General features: G+C 67.5%; 2 protein-coding genes and 1 pseudogene. All 3 read left to right on the forward strand.

Annotation, left to right across the window (positions count from 1 at the left end):
• Positions 1-4: 4 nt before the first annotated feature.
• Positions 5-6,370, forward strand: a complete 6,366-nt coding sequence (locus B9C43_RS36530) for a type I polyketide synthase (RefSeq protein ID WP_407657148.1) — start codon at positions 5-7, stop codon at positions 6,368-6,370.
• 29 nt (positions 6,371-6,399) lie between these two features.
• Positions 6,400-12,825 carry an SDR family NAD(P)-dependent oxidoreductase gene (locus B9C43_RS36535; RefSeq protein ID WP_407657150.1) on the forward strand — a complete coding sequence of 2,142 codons (6,426 nt, stop codon included), beginning with the start codon at positions 6,400-6,402 and terminating at the stop codon, positions 12,823-12,825.
• Between the two features lie 35 nt (positions 12,826-12,860).
• A pseudogene (locus tag B9C43_RS36540) lies at positions 12,861-17,990 on the forward strand (SDR family NAD(P)-dependent oxidoreductase); the annotation flags it as partial.

The raw sequence follows: 17,990 nt of genomic DNA on the forward strand, positions 1-17,990 counted from the left end.
TGAAGTGCAGAACCAGCAACTGGTGGACGCGTTGCGTGCCTCGTTGAAGGAGAACACGCGGCTGAAGCACGAGTACGACCAGGTGGTGGCCGCTGGTCGCGAGCCGATCGCGATCGTCGGAATGGCGTGCCGGTTCCCCGGTGGGGTGTCCTCTCCTGAGGATCTGTGGGACCTCGTCGCCTCAGGGACCGACGCCACCACCCCCTTTCCGGCCAACCGGGGTTGGGACCTGGAGGATCTTTACCACCCGGACCCGGATCACCCCGGCACGTGCTACGCGAGGGAAAGCGGGTTCCTGCACGACGCGGACGCGTTCGACGCCGGGTTCTTCGGGGTTTCGCCGCGTGAGGCGTTGGCGATGGATCCGCAGCAGCGGTTGATGCTGGAGATCTCGTGGGAGGCGCTGGAACGTGCGGGCATCGACCCAGCGTCCTTGCGTGGCGCGCCCGTCGGTGTCTTCTCCGGCCTGGCGTTCCACGACTACGGCACCGACTTGCAGCAACCTCCTGACGGCATCGAGGGCTTCATCCTGACCGGTGGTGCGGGAAGTGTGCTGTCCGGACGGGTCTCGTACCTGCTCGGCCTGGAAGGGCCCGCGGTCACGCTGGACACGGCGTGTTCGTCCTCGCTGGTGGCGTTGCACCTCGCGGCGCAGTCCCTGCGGTCCGGTGAGTCCTCGCTCGCACTGGCCGGTGGCGTGACCGTGATGGCCACGCCGAGTTGCCTGATCGCGTTCTCCCGGCAACGTGGGCTCGCGGCGGACGGGCGGTGCAAGTCGTTCGCCTCAGCAGCCGACGGCACCGGATTCGGCGAAGGCGTCGGCGTGCTCGTGCTGGAGCGGTTGTCGGACGCGATCCGCAACAAGCACCGGATCTGGGCTGTGGTCCGGGGTTCGGCGGTGAATCAGGATGGCGCGTCGAACGGGCTGACCGCGCCGAACGGCCCGTCGCAGCAGCGGGTCATTCGGCAGGCGCTGGCCAACGCGGATCTTTTGCCGTCCGAGGTGGACGCTGTCGAGGCGCACGGTACCGGGACCACGCTTGGTGATCCGATTGAGGCGCAGGCGTTGCTGGCGACGTACGGGCAGAACCGGGACTGCCCGTTGGCACTGGGATCGCTGAAGTCCAACATCGGCCACGCCCAAGCGGCTGCCGGGGTCGGCGGCGTGATCAAGATGGTGATGGCGATGCGGCATGGTGTGCTGCCGCAGACGTTGCACGTGGATGAGCCCACGCCGCAAGTGGACTGGTCGACGGGTGCGGTGGAGTTGTTGACCGAGACCAAGGATTGGCCTTCGCTGGACCGCCCACGCCGGGCAGCCGTCTCCGGGTTCGGGGTCAGCGGCACGAATGCCCACGTGATCCTTGAACAAGCACCGCAGCAGGCACCACCACGCACCGACGACAAGCCCGGGGCGTTGGACCGCACCCTCGTGCCGCTGTTGCTCTCGGCACGTGGTCAGACGGGTTTGGCTGCTCAAGCGCGGAGTCTCGAGGCATTTCTGGCTCAACGGCCGGACTTGGACGTACTGGAGATCGCGCGTTCGTTGGCGGGCACGCGCGGGGCTCTGAGTGATCGTGCGGTGGTCCTCGCCGCGGACCGCGAAGAAGCCATGGCGGGCTTGGCGGCGTTGGCGCAGCGCACATCCGCGACCGGTGTCGTGGTTGGCGAAGCCGTCCAGGACAACCAGTTCGCCATCCTGTTTTCTGGTCAGGGCAGTCAGCGGGTGGGGATGGCTCGTGGGTTGTATGAGCGGTTCCCTGTTTTTCAGAAAGCTTTTGATGAGGTTTGTGGGTTGTTGGATGCCCAGTTGGCCGGGTTTGTGGATCAGCGGGTTGCGGATGTTGTGTTCGGGTCTGATGTGCTGGATCAGACGGTGTTCGCTCAGGCTGGGTTGTTCGCCGTGGAGTTGTCGTTGTTCCGGCTTGTCGAGTCATGGGGTGTCGGCGCGGATTATGTTGGCGGGCATTCGATTGGTGAAGTGACCGCGGCGTGTGTGGCGGGTGTGTTGTCGGTTGAGGACGCGGCGGTGCTGGTGGCAGCACGCGGCCGGTTGATGCAAGCCCTGCCGCAAGGTGGGGTGATGGTGTCGGTAGCGGCGCCGGAGTCGGCCCTGTCGTCGTACCGGGTGGATGTCGCGGCTGTCAATGGTCCTGAGTCGGTAGTGATCTCCGGGACTGAGGATGCCGTGATGGGTATGGCGGAGGAGTTGTCAGGGCAGGGGTTCAAGACCCGGCGGCTGAACGTGTCGCACGCGTTTCATTCCCGGTTGATGGAGCCGATGCTGGACGAGTTCCGCGCTGTGCTGGACAAGTTGGACTTCAAGTCGCCGCGGATCGCGATGGTGTCCACTGTGTCTGGTGCGATCGCCGATCCGGAACTGATGGCCTCGCCGGATTATTGGGTTGATCAGGTCCGGCGGACAGTGCGTTTTGGGGATGCGGTTGCATCGTTGCGTGCCACGGATGTGACGACGTTCCTGGAGCTTGGCCCGGACGGTGTGTTGTCCGGGATGGGCGCGGAGTGCGTTGAGGACGCCGCGTTCATTCCGGCGTTGCGGCGCGACGGCGATGAGACACGGTCGCTCGTCGCCGCTGTGGCGCAGTTGCATGTGCGTGGCGTGAATGTGGACTGGTCCGCGATTCTCGGCGAAAGCGCGCGGTGGCCGGTGGAGTTGCCGACATACGCGTTCCAGCACAACAGGTATTGGCTCGTATCCGGCAGTTCCACCGGGGCTCCGGCAGAGCTGGGGTTGACCGAGACAGACCACCCGATGCTCGGCGCGGTGACGGAAGTCCCCGCGACGGATCAGGTTCTGTTCACGTCCCGATGGTCTCGGTCGTCACATCCGTGGCTGGCTGATCACGGTGCCGCGGGGGCGATCCTGGTGCCGGGATCGGCCTTCGTCGAGCTCGCGGTCCGGGCAGCCGACCAGGTCGGCTGCGGCCTGCTGGCCGAACTGGTCATCGAGAACCCACTGGTGCTGCCCGATCAGCGCGGTGTGCAGGTCCAGGTCGGTGTCGGCGCGGCCGACGAGGCCGGGCACCGCCAGGTGCAGATCCACGCCCGGCCGGAGGACGCCGAGCCAGGTACGGGCTGGGTCCGGCACGCGACTGCCCGCGTGGCACCGGAAACCGGTGACGCGGAGTTCGACCTGGAGGCCTGGCCGCCCCCGGGCGCGACCGAGGTGCCGGACGCCGTCGCACAGGTCTACGAAGGTCTGGCACACACAGGGTACGGCTACGGGCCGTCGTTTCAGGGCGTTCGCGCGGTGTGGACCCGGGGCGAGGAATTGTTCGCCGAGGTGGCCCTGCCGGAGCAAGCGGGCGGAGCCGATGGCTTCGGACTGCACCCGGCGCTGCTGGACGCCGCATTCCACGCCGGGTACTTCCGGATGGATCTCAGCGATGAGGACCGGGCGCTGATCCTGCCGTTCGCGTGGAACGACGTCCGGATCCACGCCACCGGCGCGACCGCTGTCCGGGTACAGCTGGACATCCAAGGCGACACGGCGCGGCTGAAGGTCGCCGACATGCAAGGCAAGCCCGTCGCGAGTGTGGGTTCGGTGGTGGCGCGCCCGATCGCGGATGAGCTTGCCGGGACAGCCGAACCGGCCTCCCACATGTTCCACGTGACCTGGGAACCGACATCGATCAAACCAGCGGACGCCAGGCTGGACTCGGCGCGGGTCTCGACCGCTGAGGACGTACGCGCCCTCGCGTCGGCGCAGAACGCACCGAACGTGCTGCTGCTGGAAGCTGTTGGCGGGCAAGACGTGCACGGGTTGCTGGCGTCGGTGCTGACGGTCGTGCAGGCTTGGCTGGCCGAATCGGCGTTGCAGGACAGCCGACTGGTGGTGGTGACTCGCGGTGCGGTCGCGGTCCGGCACGCGGTCGAGCTCACCGACCTGGCCGCTGCCGCGGTATGCGGTCTGGTGCGATCGGCACAGGCCGAGAACCCCGGCCGAATACTGCTGGTCGACATCGACGACGATGCCGAACTGGCATCCGTGCTGGCCAGTGACGAGCCGCAATTGGCTGTGCGGGAAGGAGTCTGGTACGCACGCAGGCTGGCAAGGCTGTCTTCCCGGAGTGCGCTGGCCGTTCCCGCGGACGTGCCGGCGTGGCGGCTCACGCCCAGCACGGACGGGACATTGGAGAACATGGCGTTGACCGCCGCGCCCGATGTCACCGTTCCTCTCGCCCCTGGCCAGATCCGGATCGATGTCCGCGCGGCGGGACTGTACCTGCGCGACATCATGATCGGGCTGGGGATGTATCCCGGCGCGGCGGTACTCGGCAACGAAGGCGCCGGTGTGGTGTCCGAAGTAGGCCCGGGAGTGTCCGATGTGGTCGTCGGCGACCGGGTGATGGGTATGTTCACCGGTGCCGCAGGCTCGATCGCGGTGTCGGATGTCCGTACAGTGGTGCGGATTCCGTGCGGTTGGACGTTCGAAGAGGCCGCGTCGGTCCCGATGGCGTTCCTCACCGCCTACTACGCGTTGCACGACTTGGCCCGCGTGCGACCTGGCGAGTCAGTGCTCGTGCATGCCGCGGCTGGTGGCGTGGGAACGGCGGCGGTGCAGTTGGCCCGGCATTTCGGGGCCGAGGTGTACGCGACCGCGAGTCCCGCCAAATGGCAGGCCGTCCAGGTCGACGGCACGCGCATTGCCAGCTCACGGACCACGGATTTCGAGCAGCAGTTCCTCGCCTCGACCGACGGACGTGGCGTCGATGTGGTGGTCAATTCCCTGACCGGGGAGTTCGTGGACGCGTCGCTGCGACTGCTGCCGCGGGGCGGCCGGTTCGTGGAGATGGGCACCGTCGATCTTCGTGATGCCAACGAGATCGCGCGGCGGCACCGTGGCGTCACGTATCACCCGTTCGTCCTGCCCGAGGTCGATCCCGACCGGATCAAGCAGATGCTGGCCGAACTGGTGACCCTGTTCGAACAGGGCGCGCTGACATTGCCGCCCATGTCCACGTGGGACATCCGGCACGCGCCTGCGGCGTTCCGATACATGAGCCAGGGCAAGCACGTCGGCAAGAACGTGCTGGTACTGCCGAGGGCGCTGGATCCGGAAGGCACTGTGCTGGTGACCGGTGGTACCGGATCGCTCGGCAGGATAGTGGCCAGGAGACTGGTCACCGACCATGCCGTGCGCAACCTGGTGCTGGTGAGCCGCCGTGGGCGCGCAGCCGAAGGCGTCCCGGAGTTGGAGGCCGAACTCGAACAGCTCGGTGCAAAGGTGCGGACAGTCGCGTGTGACGTGGCTGACCGGGATGCCATGGCCGGAGTGCTCGCGTCGATCGACCCGCCGCTGACCGGTGTGGTGCACACGGCAGGCGTGATCGATGACGGCGTGATCACCGGTTTGACCCGTGAGCGCCTGGACTTGGTCTTGCGACCCAAGGTTGATGCCGCACAGGTGCTGGACGAGTTGACCGGCGATCTGGATCTGGCCGTGTTCGCGGTGTTCTCGTCGGCCGCCGGTTCCTTCGACGCGCCAGGCCAAGGCAACTACGCGGCGGCGAACGCGTTCCTGGACGCGCTGGCGCAGCACCGCCGGTCACGCGGACGGCAGGCTGTCTCGCTCGGCTGGGGACTGTGGTCGCAGACCACGCACATCAGCGAGCACCTGAGCGACACCGACCAGAAACGGCTGGCACGTGGCGGAATGGCCGGTCTGACCAGTGCAGAGGGCCTTAGGCTGCTCGACATCGCCCTGGGGGCACCGGACGCCGTAGTGGTTCCGGCCAAACTGGACTTCGCGGCGCTGCGGACCCAAGCTCGCGACGGGGCGCTGCCCGCGTTGCTACGCGGCCTGGTCACCCCGGGACGGCGTACGGCACAGAGCGACTCGGTGAGCGCCGACAGCCTGTCCGGCCGGCTTTCCGCGATGTCACTGCAAGAGCAGCGAGAATTCCTGCTCGACTTGGTCCGGCACGAGGCCGCGATCATTCTCGGGTTCTCCTCGGCTGAGGAGATGGAACCGGACCGCGCGTTGCACGACGTCGGCTTCGATTCCCTGACCTCGGTGGAACTGCGCAACCGGCTGTCGGCGCTGACCGGGTTGCGGCTGCCGGCCACGTTGATCTTCGACTATCCGACGCCCGCCGCACTGGCCGGTCACCTTCGTGACGAGGTGGCAGGCGAACCCGCCGACGAACCGGATGCCGAAGAACAGGAGATCCGCACGCTGCTGGCGGGCATCCCGATCAGCAGGCTGCGCGAGGTCGGCGTGCTGGACACGTTGCTGGCGTTGGCCAGGCCGGGAGCGGCCGTGGCGGACAGTGGGGAGCTCGACTTGATCGACGAGATGGATGTCGCCGGTCTCGTGCAGCGGGCGCTGGGTGGTGGCCAGTCTTGACGGAGGAGCGGACGAACCCGATGACGGATGTGCAGAACGGCCAGCTTGTCGACGCGTTACGGGCTTCGCTGAAGGAGAACGCGCGTTTGCAACAGCAGTACGACCAGGTCGTGGCTGCTGTCTCCGAGCCGATCGCGATCGTCGGGATGGCGTGCCGGTTCCCCGGCGGGGTGACCTCGCCCGAAGGGTTGTGGGACCTCGTGGCGTCCGGAACCGATGGCGTCACAGGCTTTCCGGAGAACCGGGGATGGGATCTGGAGAACCTCTTCCATCCTGACCCTGACCACGCGGGCACGAGTTACGCGAGCGAAAGCGGGTTCCTGCACGACGCGGACGAGTTCGACCCGGCTTTCTTCGGGATCTCGCCGCGTGAGGCGTTGGCGATGGACCCGCAGCAGCGGCTGATGCTGGAAATATCCTGGGAGGCGCTGGAACGGGCCGGTATCGACCCCGCGTCGTTGCGGGGTAAGGAAGTCGGCGTGTTCACCGGGTACATGTACCACGATTACGCGAAGGGCAACACCGACGAGTTCGGCGGCGCGCCGCAAGGCGTCGAGGGCTATTTGATGACCGGTGGTGCCGGCAGCGTGCTGTCCGGCCGGGTCTCTTACTTGTTCGGCCTGGAAGGCCCTGCGGTCACAGTGGACACCGCGTGCTCCTCGTCACTGGTCACGCTGCACTGGGCGATCCAGTCGCTGCGGACCCGGGAGTCCTCGCTGGCTTTGGCCGGTGGTGTGACGGTGATGGCCGCGCCGGATGTCTTCGTCGACTTCTCTCGTCAGCGTGGGCTCGCACCGGACGGCCGCTGCAAGGCGTTCGCGGCGTCGGCGGACGGCACAGCATGGGCCGAAGGTGCCGGTGTCGTGGTCGTGGAGCGGCTGACCGATGCTGTCCGAAATGGACATAAAGTGCTCGCGGTGATCCGGGGTTCGGCGGTGAACCAGGACGGCGCGTCCAACGGCCTGACCGCCCCGAACGGTCCCTCACAGCGCAGGGTGATCCGGCGTGCGCTGGCGAACGCGGGCCTGTCGGCCGGTGACATCGACGTGGTGGAAGCGCACGGCACGGGCACACCGTTGGGTGATCCCATTGAGGCGCAGGCGTTGCTGGCCACGTACGGCCAGGACCGGGACCGGCCGCTGTGGCTGGGGTCGCTGAAGTCGAACATCGGCCACACCCAGGCAGCGGCCGGGGTCGCCGGTGTGATCAAGATGGTGATGGCGATGCGGCACGGAGTTCTGCCGCGTACCTTGCACATCAACGAACCCACACCGCAGGTGGACTGGTCGGCGGGCGCGGTGGAACTGCTGACCGAGGCGAGGCAGTGGCCCGCGCTCGACCGTCCCCGGCGGGCCGCGGTGTCGTCCTTCGGTGTCAGTGGCACCAACTCGCACGTTGTGCTTGAGCAAGCGCCGCAGCAGCTGTCGCGGCCAGAGCAGCCTGGTGTTTTCGGCACGGGACTGGTGCCGCTGTTGGTGTCCGCACGCGGCCAGGACGGCCTGGCGGGCCAGGCGGAGAAGTTGCGTTCGTGGTGGTCTCAGCGTGATGACCGGCTGGTCGACGTGAGTCGGTCTCTTGTTGCCACGCGAAGTGTGCTGCCGGACCGTGCCGTTGTTGTCGCCGATGAGCGGGAGGCTGCCCTCGTTGGGTTGGCCGCCGTGGCGGACAAGGTTCCCGCAGGGGACGTCGTGACCGCGGCGGGCAGTCTTGTGCAGGGCCGGACGGTTTTCGTGTTTCCGGGCCAGGGTGCGCAGTGGGCCGGGATGGGTGCGGATCTGCTGGACTCGTGTCCGGTGTTCGCGTCCAAGATGGACGAGTGCGCGGCTGTTCTCGACGAGCTGACCGGCTGGTCCTTGCTTGACGTGATCCGGCAGGCCGAGGGCGCGCGATCATTGGGCGACGTCGATGTGGTGCAGCCGGTCTCGTTCGCGGTCATGGTGTCGCTGGCCGCTGTGTGGCAGGCCTGTGGCGTGACCCCGGACGCCGTGGTCGGCCATTCCCAAGGCGAGGTCGCCGCCGCGGTCGTGGCGGGCGCATTGTCCCTTCAGGACGGCGCGACGATCGTGGTGAAGCGCAGCCTGGCGATTGCCGCGAGCCTGTCCGGCCGCGGCGCGATGGTGTCAGTGGCGGCGAGTGTCGACCGGGTCAGAGAACTGCTCGAAGACGGACTCGGCGTGGCCGCGGTCAACGGCCCGTCGTCGGTCGTGGTGTCCGGTGCGCCGGAAGCGGTACAGGCGCTGATCCAGCGGTGCGCGGATCTGGACGTGCGCACGCGGCAGGTGCCGGTCGACTACGCGTCCCACTCGTCCTTTGTCGAGGGCATCGAAGCAGAACTGCTGACCGCGCTCGCATCCATCAAGCCGGTTGCGGGCTCCGTACCGTTCTATTCGACGGTCACCGGTGGCCTGTTCGACCCCACTGGCCTGGATGCGGAGTACTGGTACCGCAACCTGCGGCTGAGCGTGGAATTCGACGCGACTGTCCGGGAACTGGCTAAGGCGGGGCACCGGGCGTTCGTGGAAGTCAGCCCGCACCCGGTGCTGGTGCCGGGAATCGAGGAAACCCTCGCGCAAGCCACGAAGAGCGCGGTCGTGGTGACGGGGACGTTGCGCCGTGACGAGAACTGCGTCCGCCGGTTCCTCAACTCGTTGGCCGTGGCCCATGTGCACGGGGTCGCCGTGGACTGGCGAGCCGTCGTCGGCGAAGGCCCTGGATGGCCGGTGGATCTGCCGACGTACGCGTTCCAACGCCAGCGTTACTGGCTGGAGACCGGGACCGGGGCGAACGATCCGGCAGGTATCGGACTGGGCGCTGTCGACCATCCGATGCTGGACGCGGTGACCGAGATCCCTGGTGCCGACCAGGTGCTGTTCTCCTCCCGGCTGTCGTTGTGGTCGCACCCGTGGCTCGCCGATCACGCCGCCGCGGGCGACGTTCTGGTTCCGGCGACCGTGTTCGTCGAGTTGGCTGTGCGCGCGGGGGATGAGGTGAACTACCCGGCGTTGAGCGAGTTGGTGCTCGAGAACCCGCTCATCGTGCCTGCCGAAGGTGGCGTCCAGCTCAGGGTGAGTGTCGGTCCGGCCGAGGATTCCGGTCAACGGACAGTTCAGGTGCACTCCCGCGCCGAGGACGTCGAAGCGGAATGGATCCGACACGCGTCCGGCCGGTTGACAGCGGAGGCCGCACCGGCGGACTTCGACCTACGGCAGTGGCCGCCCGACGGCGCCGTTTCGATCGACGATGCCGCGGCGCGCGCATACGAGGGCCTCACAGACACCGGATACGGCTACGGACCCGCTTTCCAAGGCCTGCGTGCGGTATGGCGACGCGGCGACGAGACCTTCGCCGAGGTTGTCCTGCCCGAGGACGCGGGCAAGGCCGTCGGATACGGGTTCCACCCGGCGCTGTTCGACGCGTGTCTGCACGCTGGAGTCTTCGGTGCGACGAGGGACGAGCTCGTCCTGCCCTTCGCGTGGAACGACGTCCGCTTGTTTGCCTCCGGCGCCACGTCCGTGCGCGTCCACATCTCGCCCGCGGGTGACGACACGGTCAGCCTGCGAATCGCCGACCCGCAAGGCATTCCGGTCGCGACAGTCGGAGCGTTGACGTCCAGGCGGATGGCCACCCGGCCGGCGAGCACGACATCGCTGGACGACTTCTTCCGCGTCAGCTGGGACCGGTTGGCCTCAGCACCCACTGAGGTCACTGCGGAGCGTGTGGTGACCGCCGAGGACGTACTGATCCTGGCCAAGGCGTCGACCGTACCCGACGTGGTGCGTGTGGACATTGAGCACGACCGCTCCGACGACCGCACTGACCCCGATGTAGTCGGATCGGTGACAGTACGGATGCTGCAGATCCTGCAGACCTGGCTGACAGAGACGGCATTGCAGGACAGCAAGTTGCTTGTGGTGACCCGTGGCGCGGTCGCTGTACACCACGGTTCCGAACTCACCGACCCGGCTGGTGCGGCGGTCCGAGGCCTGGTGCGATCCGCTCAGGCTGAGAACCCAGACCGAATCGTGCTGCTGGACACTGACAACGACACCGATCCGTCGGTGTGGTGTGCCGACGAGCCGGAGTTGGCTCTGCGAGAGGGCGTCTGGTACGCGCGTCGGCTGGCGCGTGTGGGCTCACGGACCGAACTGGCGATCCCACCCGACGCGCATATGTGGCGGCTGGTGGCCGGTGCCGACCGGACGCTGGACGGGATGTCACTGGTGCCCGCTGACGTCGAACCCCTCGCGGCGGGGCAGGTCCGGATCCAGGTACGGGCGGCGGGCCTCAACTTCCGGGACGTGATGATCGGGCTCGGGATGTACCCGGATCCCGGGATCCTGCTGGGCAACGAGGGCGCCGGGGTGATTTCCGAGGTCGGCCCGGACGTGCCGGGTCTGGCAGTCGGTGACCACGTGATGGGCGTGTTCCCCGGTGCGATCGGCTCGAGCGCGGTGTCGGACTTCCGGACTGTGGTGCGAATTCCCTGTGGCTGGTCGTTCGAGCAAGCCGCTTCGGTCCCGACAACGTTCCTGACCGCGTACTACGCATTGCACGATCTCGCCGCACTGCAGCCAGGTGAGTCGGTGCTCGTGCACGCGGCGGCCGGTGGTGTGGGACTGGCCGCGCTGCAGTTGGCGCGGCATTTCGGGGCTGAGGTGTATGCGACAGCCAGCCAAGGGAAATGGGAATTCCTACAGGCTGAAGGCGTTGCCGCGGACCGGATCGCGAACTCTCGTGCACTGGATTTCGAACAGCAGTTCCTGGCTGCCACGAACGGTCGCGGCGTCGATGTGGTGCTGAATTCCCTGACCGGGCCGTTCGTGGACGCGTCACTGCGGTTGTTGCCGCGTGGTGGCCGGTTCCTGGAGATGGGCCGGATCGACGTCCGTGACCCAGAGGCGGTGCGGCAGCAGCACGCCGGGGTCTCGTATGAGGCGTTCGTGCTCGCCGACATGGATCCCGAACGGATCAGGCGGATGCTCACCGATCTGGTGGCCTTGTTCGAGTCGGGTGCGCTGAGGTTGCCGCCGATATCCGCATGGGACGTCGGCAAGGCACGCGAATGCTTCCTGTACGTCAGTCAGGGCAAGCACATCGGCAAGAACGTCGTCGTGCTGCCGAAGGCACTGGATCCGGACGGTGCCGTGCTGGTGACCGGCGGGACGGGATCGTTGGGACAGTTGGTGGCCCGGCAGTTGGTCACCGGCCACGGCGTCCGCGATCTGGTCCTGGTCGGTCGTCGTGGGCGCGCCACGGCCGGTGTCGCCGAACTGGAGCGCGAACTCGGCGAGCTCGGGGCCCGAGTCCGGACGGTCGCGTGTGACGCCGCTGACCGGGCTGCGCTGGCCAAACTGATCGGTTCGATCGAGCCGCCGTTGACCGCCGTGGTGCACACAGCCGGTGTGATCGACGACGGTGTGATCACCGCCCTGACCCCCGACCGGCTGGACGCGGTGTTCGGTCCGAAAGTCCGGGCAGTGGCCAACCTGCACGAGCTCACCGCCGGACTCGATCTGTCCGCGTTCGTGGTGTTCTCGTCCGCCGCCGGTTCTTTCGCCGCGCCAGGGCAAGGCAACTACGCGGCGGCGAACGCGTACCTCGACGCGCTGGCCCAGCACCGTCGTGCCGCGGGGCTGCCCGCGGTGTCGTTGGGCTGGGGCCTCTGGTCACAGACAACGGACATGAGCGCGCACCTGACCGACGTCGACCAGAAACGGCTGGCCCGTGGCGGCATGATCGGGTTGTCCGTACCGGAGGGAATGGCCCTGTTCGACGCGTCCTTCCGGGCGTCCGACGCCGCGGTGATCCCGGCCAAGCTCGACTTCGCCGCGATGCGCTCCCAGGCCGCGGCGGGATCGCTGCCGCCACTTATGCGGGGCCTCGTCGCCGCGACCCGTCGCAAGGCGCAGAACGCGGCCAAGGGTGAGGACCTCACAGCGCGGTTGTCCCAGGTGTCCCCGGCTGAACAGGAACAGCTCCTGCTCGCCATGGTGGGGCGGGAGGCCGCGGCGATCCTCGGCTTCGGGTCGGCCGACCAGCTCGACCCCGGCAAGGCGCTGCACGAAGTCGGCTTCGACTCGCTCACGTCAGTCGAGCTGCGCAACCGGTTGTCCGGCCTGACCGGGTTGCGGTTGCCGGCCACCTTGATCTTCGACCACCCGACGCCGCTGGGGCTCGCCGGATATCTGCAGCGGGAACTCGGGGTCACGGTCGACGGTGTGGAAGCGGTGATGCGCCAGCTCGACAGCCTGGAGACGGCGCTGGCCACGATCGGGCCGCGGGACTCGGCTTTCAGCCACGTGACCACCCGGCTGCGGACGCTGGCCGGCCGATGGGCGCAAAGCCCCGAGACGTCCGATCACGACGAGTTCGACGTCGAGTCCGCGTCCGACGACGAGATGTTCCGGCTGATCGACAGCGAGTTCGGTGTGACACAGGAAGGCGACGGCGGATGAGCGAGCAGCAGCTTCGCGAGTACCTCAAACGCGTTCTCGCCGACGCCAGGCGGCTGCAGAGCCGGGTCAAGCAGCTGGAGGACGCGGCATCGGACCCGATCGCGATCGTCGGGATGGCGTGCCGTTTTCCCGGTGACGTCGGCTCGCCGGAGGATCTGTGGCAGCTGGTCGCCGCTGAGACCGATGCCATCACCGAGTTTCCGGCCGACCGTGGCTGGGATTTGGACGCGCTGTTCGACCCCGACCCGGACCACCCCGGCACGTGCTACACCCGTGAAGGCGGCTTCCTCACCGACGTAGGCGACTTCGACGCGGGCTTCTTCGGGATCTCACCGCGTGAGGCGCACGCGATGGATCCCGAACAACGGTTGATGCTCGAGCTTTCGTGGGAGGCGCTGGAACGAGCGGGCATCGCGCCGGACTCGGTGCGCGGCAGGGACGTCGGTGTGTTCACAGGAACCGGCGGCGGCGACTACAACGCTGAATCGCACGAGAGCGGCGGCGTTGACGGTTATGTGATGACCGGCGCGCTCAGCAGCGTCATCTCAGGACGGGTGGCGTATGTTCTCGGCCTCGAAGGGCCGGCTGTCACTGTGGACACTGCGTGCTCGTCCTCGTTGGTGGCGTTGCACTTGGCCGCACAGTCACTGCGGTCGGGGGAGAGCTCGTTGTCGCTGGCCGGTGGCGTGACGATCATGTCAGCGCCGTACACGCTGATCGGATCGGCCGGGCAACGGGGACTGTCGAGTGACGCGCGGTGCAAGGCCTTCGCGGCAGGCGCCGACGGCACAGGACTGGCCGAAGGTGCGGGTGTTCTTGTCCTCGAACGTTTGGCTGACGCGGTGCGCAATGGGCACCACGTCTGGGGTTTGCTGCGCGGCTCGGCGGTGAACCAGGACGGTGCGTCAGCCGGCCTGACCGCACCGAACGGACCATCGCAGCGGCGAGTGATCCGTGCGGCGCTGGCGAACGCGCGCCTCACCGCATCCGATGTGGACGCTGTGGAAGCGCACGGAACCGGCACCGCACTGGGCGATCCGATCGAGGCTCAGGCCGTGTTGGCGACCTACGGCAAGGGAAGGGATCCCGAGCGTCCACTGTGGCTCGGGTCGATCAAGTCGAACATCGGTCACGGGCAGGCGGCCGCGGGGATGGCCGGCGTGATCAAGATGGTGATGGCGATGCGGCACGGCGTGCTGCCGCGCACATTGCATGTTGACGAGCTGACACCGCAGGTCGATTGGTCGGCTGGTGCGGTGCGAGTGTTGACCGAGTCCCGCGAATGGACGGCCGTGGATCGCCCGCGCCGTGCCGCCATATCCGGCTTCGGCATCAGCGGCACCAACGCGCATGTCATCGTCGAACAAGCACCTGAACCGCCTCAGCCCGGTGAACCGACACCCGGACTGTTCGGTGACGCAGTTGTGCCGCTGGTCATCTCAGCGCGAGGAGCGCAAGGGCTGGCTGGACAGGCCGCCAGGCTGGCGTCGCTGCTGTCGCAGCCCGCGGATCTTATCGAGGTGTCCCGGTCGCTCGTCCACACCAGGGCTTCGTTGTCTGATCGTGCCGTTGTAGTCACGGCGGACCGCGACGAGGCGGTAGCCGGACTGGAAGCGCTTGCCCGTGCCGAAATCACGCCGTCGGTCGTTGCCACGACGGGTCCGAGTGCGCCAGGCCGGACGGTTTTCGTGTTTCCGGGTCAAGGTGCGCAGTGGGCCGGGATGGGTGCGGATCTGCTGGACTCGTGTCCGGTGTTCGCGTCCAAGATGGACGAATGCGCCGCTGCTCTTGACGAGCTGACCGGCTGGTCGTTGCTTGACGTGATCCGCCAGGCCGACGGCGCACGGTCGATGGAGGCACTCGACGTCGCCCAGCCCGTGCTCTTCGCGACGATGGTGTCGCTGGCCGCGGTGTGGCAGGCCAGCGGGGTGGTTCCCGATGCCGTCGTCGGTCATTCACAGGGCGAGGTGGCTGCGGCATACGTCGCCGGTGGCCTTTCGTTGCAGGACGCCGCCGCTGTGGTGGTGGCACGCAGCAAGGCGATCGCGGGCGGCAAGCCGGGCCAGGGCGGCATGGTCTCCATTCTCGCCAGTGCCGACCGGGCGAAGGAACTCATCAAGGGCTGGCCGAACGCCATTGAGATCGCAGTCGTCAACAGCCCTTCCTCGGTCGTCGTCGCCGGTGATCTCGAAGCGTTGCGGGAACTGGTCGAACACTGCCAAACCGTGAGTGTCAAAGCGAAACTGCTGGTGCTGGCGAACGCCGCCGGGCACACCGCGCAGATGGAGAGCATCGAGAACGAGGTGCGCTCGGCCCTCATCGGTATCAAGCCACAGGCTGGTTCCGTGTCGTTCTATTCGACAGTGACCGCCGGTGTACTGGAGACCACCGAGCTGGACGGCGCCTACTGGTACCGCAACCTGCGGCAAACGGTCGAGTTCGACGCGGCGGTGCGGGCTTTGGCCGACAGTGGGCACCGGACGTTCGTAGAGGTCAGTGCGCATCCCATCCTGACTACGAATGTCCAGGACGTGTTGGCGGACTGCGACGCGGGCCCGGCCGTGGTGACGGGCACACTGCGGCGTGACGAGAGTGGCCCGCGCCGGTTGCTGATGTCGTTGGCCGAGTTGTACGTCCACGGCTTCGACGTGGACTGGCGGACAGTTGTGGGCCGCAGTGCGGCGCAGCCCGCCGGGCTGCCCACGTACGCGTTCCAGCGGAAGCGGTACTGGCTGGAGCCCAGCCAGAAATCCGGTGACCCCACGCGATGGGGACTCGGGGTGGTGGACCACCCGTTGCTGGGAGCGGTGACCGAGGTTCCGGGATCGGGCCAGGTCGTGTTCACGTCCCGGTTGAGCCGCCGAGATCACGCCTGGCTGGCGGAAACCCCTGAACTGCCTGCCGCGGTCCTCCTCGAACTGGTCGGCCGGGCGGGCGACGAGGTGGACTGCGACCTGGTGGTGGAACTACGCGTGGAGAATCCGCTCGTTCTTCCAGCCGAGGGCGCCGTACAGATCCGTGTCACGGTCGATCCGGCTGACGAAGCCGGGCAACGACAAGCGACGGTCCACGGGCGCGCGGAAGAAGCCGGATGGCTTCTCCTTGCCACCGCACGGCTGGCAACAGATGAGGCAGGTGGTGACTTCGATGTGCTGCCAGGCGACGAGGCGGCCACCTCGGTCGAGTTGCCTGGGGAGCCCGAAGGTTACCGGTTGCACCCGGCATTGCTCGATACCGCGCTGCGGGCCGCGTTCCCTGAGGACGAACCGATGTTGGCCGTCTCCTTTGCCGATGTTCGGTTATTCGCGACCGGTGCCGGTGCCCTGCGTGTGCACGTCGTGCCGCGTGGACCTGATGTCGTGGGCGTTCAGCTGGTAGATCCACGAGGCGCCGCTGTGGCTTCGTTGGGTTCGGTCACGTTCCGGCCAGAGTCGGAGCGAACAGTGACCGCCACGGGTTCCGAGTGGCTGCGCGATACCTTGTTCCGAGTCGGCTGGCCGGAGATCACACTTCCGGATGCGAGCGGCGCACCGGCATACGTGTCCACTGTGGAGGAAGCAGCCACCGTCGATACGACGGCGCTGACGGTTCAACGTGATGTCGCCCATGCCTTGGACATGGTCCAGGGTTGGCTTTCCGGACCGGCTGACCGGCGTCTTGTCGTCGTGACCCCGGAGCTGGGCGATCCCGCGGCCGCCGCCGTGTGGGGCCTGGTGCGGTCGGCGCAACTGGAACACCCCGATCGGTTCGTCCTGTTCGCCGCCGACGACATCGCGGCCGCGAAAGAACTGGCAGCGAGCGTCTTGGCCTCGGGTGAACCGCAAGTCGCACTGAGCGAAGGCGTTATACGCGTTCCTCGGCTCGCTCGTGTCACACCCGTGCCGGACGAGTATGCGCCGCTGGAACCAGGTGGCACCGTTCTGGTGACCGGCGGAACCGGGACGCTCGGCCGTCTTGTAGCTCGTCATCTGGTCGAACGGCATCAGGTGAAGAGCCTTGTGCTGGCCAGCCGTCAGGGTGAGTCGGCGCACGGAGCCGCGGACCTGGCAGCGGAACTCGGTGATCTGGGGGCACGAGTACGAATCGTGGCCTGCGATGTGGCAGACCGTGACGCTGTGGCTGAACTGCTCACGCAAGAACCCGTGACGGCGGTCGTCCATACCGCTGGAGTCCTGGACGACGGTGTGGTCACAGGCTTGCGGCAAGACCAGCTGGCGGCCGTGTTGCGGCCGAAGGCCGACGCCGCGGTCGTCCTCGACGAGCTCACGCGTGATCTGGACCTCTCGGCGTTCGTGCTGTTCTCATCGGCCGCCGGTGTGTTCGGCAGCCCAGGCCAGGCGACACTCGCCGCAGCGAGTGCGTTCGTGGACGCGCTGGCGGCCCGGCGGCGAGCGGCCGGGCTCCCAGCGGTCTCCGTGGCGTGGGGGCCGTGGACTGAGAACAGTCTCAATCGGACGGAACACGCCGGGTTGAGCGTGGCACAGGGCCTGGAGGTGCTTGACCGGGCGCTGCACGCGTCGGAGCCGGTCCTGGTCGCGGCCAAGACGGACTTCGCCACGCTGCGGGCCCGAGCGTCCTCGGTGGGCAGTTTGCCAGTGCTGATGCGTGGCCTGGTGAAGATCCGGCGGACGGCGGCCTCTGCCGCGGACCCGGTGAGCATCGTCGAACGGCTCAGGACCATGTCCCAGGACGAGCAGGACAAGTACCTGCTCACCATGGTCCGCACCGCCGCGGCAGCCGCGCTCGGCATGGCGTCAGCCGCCGAACTGCCCCCGCACCGCGCCTTCGTCGCTGCGGGTTTCACGTCGCTCACCGCAGTCGAATTGCGTAACCGTCTTGCCGAGCAGACCGGGCTGCGGCTGCCGAGCACGCTGGTCTTCGACCACCCGACGCCCGCTGTGCTGGCGCGGTACCTGCGGGACGAGATGTCCAGCACGTCCACTGAGGACACGATATCGGCCGAGCTGCGCCGGCTCGAACAGGCAGCTGACGGCCTGGACGCCGAGCAGATCGAGAGCAGCAGGATCGTCGCGAGGCTCAAGGCACTGGCGGCCAAACTGGCTCCGGTCGGCGCCGATGCGGACGAAGGCGTCACGACGAAGCTCGAATCCGCCTCCGCGGCCGAGGTTCTCGCCTTCATCGACGAGGAATTCGGAAAGGTCTGA

The organism is Kibdelosporangium aridum (genome assembly GCF_900176515.1).
GTDB classification, from domain to species: Bacteria; Actinomycetota; Actinomycetes; order Mycobacteriales; family Pseudonocardiaceae; genus Kibdelosporangium; species Kibdelosporangium aridum.